This window comes from Areca yellow leaf disease phytoplasma, assembly GCF_041920595.1.
Genome location: NZ_CP169277.1, coordinates 593,670 through 597,962, shown reverse-complemented (window position 1 = coordinate 597,962; position 4,293 = coordinate 593,670). Strand labels below are relative to the sequence as shown.

General features: G+C 29.5%; 3 protein-coding genes and 2 pseudogenes. All 5 read right to left on the bottom strand.

All coding sequences use genetic code 11. The features are described from left to right. Positions 1-629: 629 nt before the first annotated feature. Positions 630-851 (bottom strand): hypothetical protein, encoded by a 222-nt coding sequence (locus ACEW7V_RS03370; protein WP_374695441.1) that lies wholly within the window; start codon positions 849-851, stop codon positions 630-632. A 1,139-nt stretch (positions 852-1,990) separates the two neighbouring features. Next, positions 1,991-2,289: pseudogene (gene spoVG / locus ACEW7V_RS03365) on the bottom strand (septation regulator SpoVG). 274 nt (positions 2,290-2,563) lie between these two features. Continuing rightward, positions 2,564-2,926 (bottom strand): annotated as a pseudogene (locus ACEW7V_RS03360) (rRNA adenine N-6-methyltransferase family protein); the annotation flags it as partial. Between the two features lie 287 nt (positions 2,927-3,213). Further along, entirely contained in the window at positions 3,214-3,285 is a 72-nt protein-coding gene (locus ACEW7V_RS03355) for a hypothetical protein (protein ID WP_374695789.1), read from the bottom strand. Between the two features lie 241 nt (positions 3,286-3,526). Next, on the bottom strand, positions 3,527-3,835 hold the full coding sequence (locus ACEW7V_RS03350) for a hypothetical protein (protein ID WP_374695440.1): 309 nt from the start codon (positions 3,833-3,835) through the stop codon (positions 3,527-3,529). Positions 3,836-4,293 lie beyond the last annotated feature (458 nt).

The window sequence follows — 4,293 nt, the reverse complement described above, 5'->3', positions numbered from 1 at the left end:
TACGTATTGCTAGCCCCGAAATCTCTGAAGAAAAGTATCACAAATATTTAGATATATTATTAGGGATTGAACAAAATCCAACCATCCTTTAGCACTAGTTATTAAAAACCATTTCCACCAAAAATCTCACCTAAAATGGAAATTACTAGCTCAGTTGGCATCATTCGAAACTTTTTATCAAACAATCATTATAAAATTGTCAAAGCATTGCTTTTACCCAAACTCCAATCTGTGCACACATATTTTACAAGCGCAAACGCAAAAATTTTTATCCGAAGGCAAAACCATCACGTTTTATTTTAGTTGTAATAATCACATTAAGCGTGGCTTTAGCTCTTGGATAAATTACGTCCTAAGCTTATCATTTAATGCAATACTTCAACCATAAAAACATCTATACTGCAGTAATTACAGGAGATACCCAACAATCGCTTACATCTTACAAAAAAACTTCATCTCAAAGCAGCTTGGGGAGATATTCTACCTGCCTATAAACTAGAAAAAAGTTTCAAGGCCGATGCCAACTGAGCTAGTAATTTCCAATTTTAATTGAGATTTTTTGGTGGAAATAGTTTTTTAATAGCTAGTGCTAAAGGATGGTTGGATTTTGTTTCCATCTAATAATATATCTAATATTTGTGATACTTTTCTTCAGAGATTTCAGGGGCTACATAAACATCAGTTACTTGAGGTTTGCCTTCAGTAAGTGCCTGTTTTGTCGCATGCAAAAGCTTTGATATCTTGCCATTTTTTCCAAAAGATCTGCCGTTTTTGGAATAAAAATCCCTTTTTTTAGTGAGGTTAGAAATAGCTGCAAGAGTGGAAGGAATGTCAGCTGCAACTAGGAGCACATGGAGATGATACAGTTAAAAAATCATTGTTTTGTGTAGCCAAAATTGCTAAATTCAAATTGGGATTACTTGGTCCAGTCAAATGTGGTATTCCTGCAAGACCAAGGACAACAACAACTGTTGCCATAACGGTTTTTACATAAATTGGTTCTATTTTTTTAATTAAAGTAGTGTTTTAGAAATATTGTTTTTGGGTTTGGCTTACTAATCTTACGAATTTGAGCAAACAGTCTGTTCGTTGGCTGGCTGTGACACGCATAACAAAAATGGTTGCTGCCGTTAATGGTGCTGCTGTAGACAAAACTCACCTGGTTGTTTGTCACAAGAATGCCTTCGCCTGTAATGTTAGCTTCGTTAATGTTGGGCTTGCCCGAAACAATGAAGCGGTATTAAGGAGATTGGTCGCCTGGTAAAGTCGGACTAAATCATTGATTTTGAGTAGTTTGGAAGGAATAATTTCAGTACTGCCGTCTTCTTTTTGTAATCTTGCTTCTGCTACTTGAAGCTTTAGAGATTTTGATTTCTTTTGACTTTTTTGCCTCAACGTATTCTTCTAAAAAGAAGCTCCTGAAAATATGACAATTAATAAAATGCCGTCGTTGTAGTTTTTAAATATAAAGCTCCCAGAAGCCGCTAAAGTCATTAAAAAATAGCAAGATATTTGGGAGTGAATTTTTAAATTTACCAAGTATCTTGCCAAGTTTCTATAAAACCTTCTAAGAAATAACATGATGAACCGATTAAAAATAAAAGTGCCAAAAGAAGCAAAGAACTAATACTAGTGTGTTTTTGCAATTGTGAGAATGCAAATATAGAGCAAATAAACTATATAAAAATGTTCCTATAACAAAACAAATTAATGGTTTTTATCGTTGTGTTCGTGATTGTGGATGGATGAAGAATTGCTGCAGCAAAACAAATTTTGGTACCTCTTTGCTTATTTTTTTGGATAAATATAATTGTAAAATATTTTTTTAGTAATGTAAAATATGTTTGGAAAAAGTGTTAATCGATGAGTTGTTTGTTAGTTTGGGTTTAGTTTCGCATTTGGTAAAATTTTTTAATAAAATGGCAGAACACTAAATTCAAAACATATAAAAAAATTCAAAAAATCTGGAATTTTTAAAAGTTAATAATTACTAATTTTCAGAATTTTGAGAGAAAAATCTTCTTCTTGTGGAGGGTTATCTAGCAAATCTTGGTATTTGTTTTTGATGCAATTTTTCAATTAGTTGACGGGTTTCTGAATTTATGGGATGAGCGATATCTCTAAAAGCCTTTGGAAGTTTTTCTATAGCATAGCAATAAATATACCTCTTTCTCCTTCTATAATTCTGATGTCATTAACTACAAATTGGTTTTCAAAAGTGATTGAAGAAACTCCTCTTAATCTACTTTCACCGTTGATTTTTCTAATTTTTACATCGGTAACTTTCATTTCTTAAGCCTCCAGTTTTGCTTCATTTTATATTAAATGCTAAATTATTATTCGTTATTTATTATTAATTATTTATGGTTTGTGTAATAATACAAATTAAAAATTACAAATAAAATATAAATAATAATTGGATGCAGTTAATATTTTAATGGACATTTTTATTTAAAAAAGATTAATATTTAATTTTTTGATATTGATGTTTAATATCGGAAAAAGGAAAATCATTTCCTAATGAGCTTTGTGATTTATTTTCAATATGAAAAGTTTTATTATTTTATGACATATTAAAAAAAATAAACCATTTAACAGTTAATTTTGAAAAAGTTTCTAAAGTTACCTGTTCGGCTCTAATTTGTAAAGGGATGTGATGTTGTAAGAAAAAAGGAATAATGGTTTCTTTGGATAACAAAAATTGACAAGATAAGTTGTTGAGTAAAGTTTTTCTTTTTTGTTTAAAGGAAGCTTTTATAAACTTGATAAATTGTTGAAAGAAAGTAGGGCAAATGTTGTTATTTTTAGTAAGTTTAATAACAATACTGTCTACTTTGGGTGCAGGAAAAAACATATGTCTTTTAACTTCTTGGATTTTTTCAATACTAAATAGAAATTGAATAATTACAGATAAAGCGTTATAATTTTTGTTAGTTGGGTTGAGCCAGTAAACGCATTCCTACTTCTTTTGAATCATAATAGTAGCATCATTAATTTGGGGAGTGTCAACAATTTTAAAAAAGAATAGGTGAGGTAATATAATAAGGTAAGTTACCAATTAAACTTAATTGAGAGTTAGGAATAAAATGATAATCAAAATCTTTTTAATAAATCTCTTTTTAAAAAATCATCATAAATGATATTAACATTGTTATATTTTCAAAATTTAAAAAAGGTTTGAGAGTAGCATCAATTTCATAGGCTAAAACATGTTTAGCTTAGGACAATAATTTTGGTTAAAGCACCTTTGCCAGGTCCAATTTCTAAAACATTTTTATTCGTGATGGAAGCCTTAGTTACAATTTTGTTTTAATAAATTAACATCTGTTAAAAAATTTTGACCGTATTTTTTTTTGGTTGTATGATGCATTTGATTTCCTTAAATAAAATTGATATGGATGTTGGCTTTTGGGATTTGTTTGTTAGTTGAGAATTGGGGAAGTTGTTTGGGAGGTGTTTATAGGGGAAGTTTTGGATTATAAAGGGCGATAAAAAAATTTATTATCTTGTTTAGGACTACTTTTGATTAAACTTTAATAATAGGGATTCTTCTTTCAGACTTTTGAGTCCTCCCTTTAGATTTAATTAAAATTTTGGTTTCAAATTTAGGCTTACTTTCGGAATAAGCATTTTGAAAAGCAGAATTACTCGAAGTATAATATTTAATATAAGCGCGGTTTTGGTTGTGATATTGTTGCTTAATGTGTGCAATTTGTTCTTGGGTTTGGTCGTTATCATCTAGAATGTGCCAAATACGTCTATTTAGAAAATCATTACATAAATTTTTTAAAATGGTATCCTTACTATTTTTAAGATGTAGGATTAAACCGTTCATATAATAATCATCAATTGCTAAGATATGTTGTCTACAGAGTCAGTTTGATTGTTTACAAAATTGTAAAAAAGGTTGGATATATGGGTCTACAGGATAGTTATTTTGTAATAAATCACATAAACGTTTACAAATTTTTTTCTAAAATAGTGCTATAAGCTCTTACTTTGGGCTTATAATAAATTTCACAACATATGATATGGTTAATTAAATAATTTTCAATAGCAAAACACCCTACTTGTCTAAAGCAATACATTTTTCGTTATTTTTGCTAGGATGAGGCTCAATTATCATGCTACTCATTAAACGTTCTAAATCGATATGCCCATAAGTGGCACCCAAAATAACTAAATTAATAATCTAGTCTGTCAATATCAATTTGACTAGTTAAATTGAATTGTTAAGGGAAATTTCTTTGTTTTTCAATCACACTAGCAGCAATACGTAACCGAACGAAGCAT

What these genes read in the sequence shown, in the direction of transcription:
- ACEW7V_RS03350 (WP_374695440.1), bottom strand. Translation starts at nt 3,835, where the DNA reads ATGAACGGTTTAATCCTACATCTTAAAAATAGTAAGGATACCATTTTA.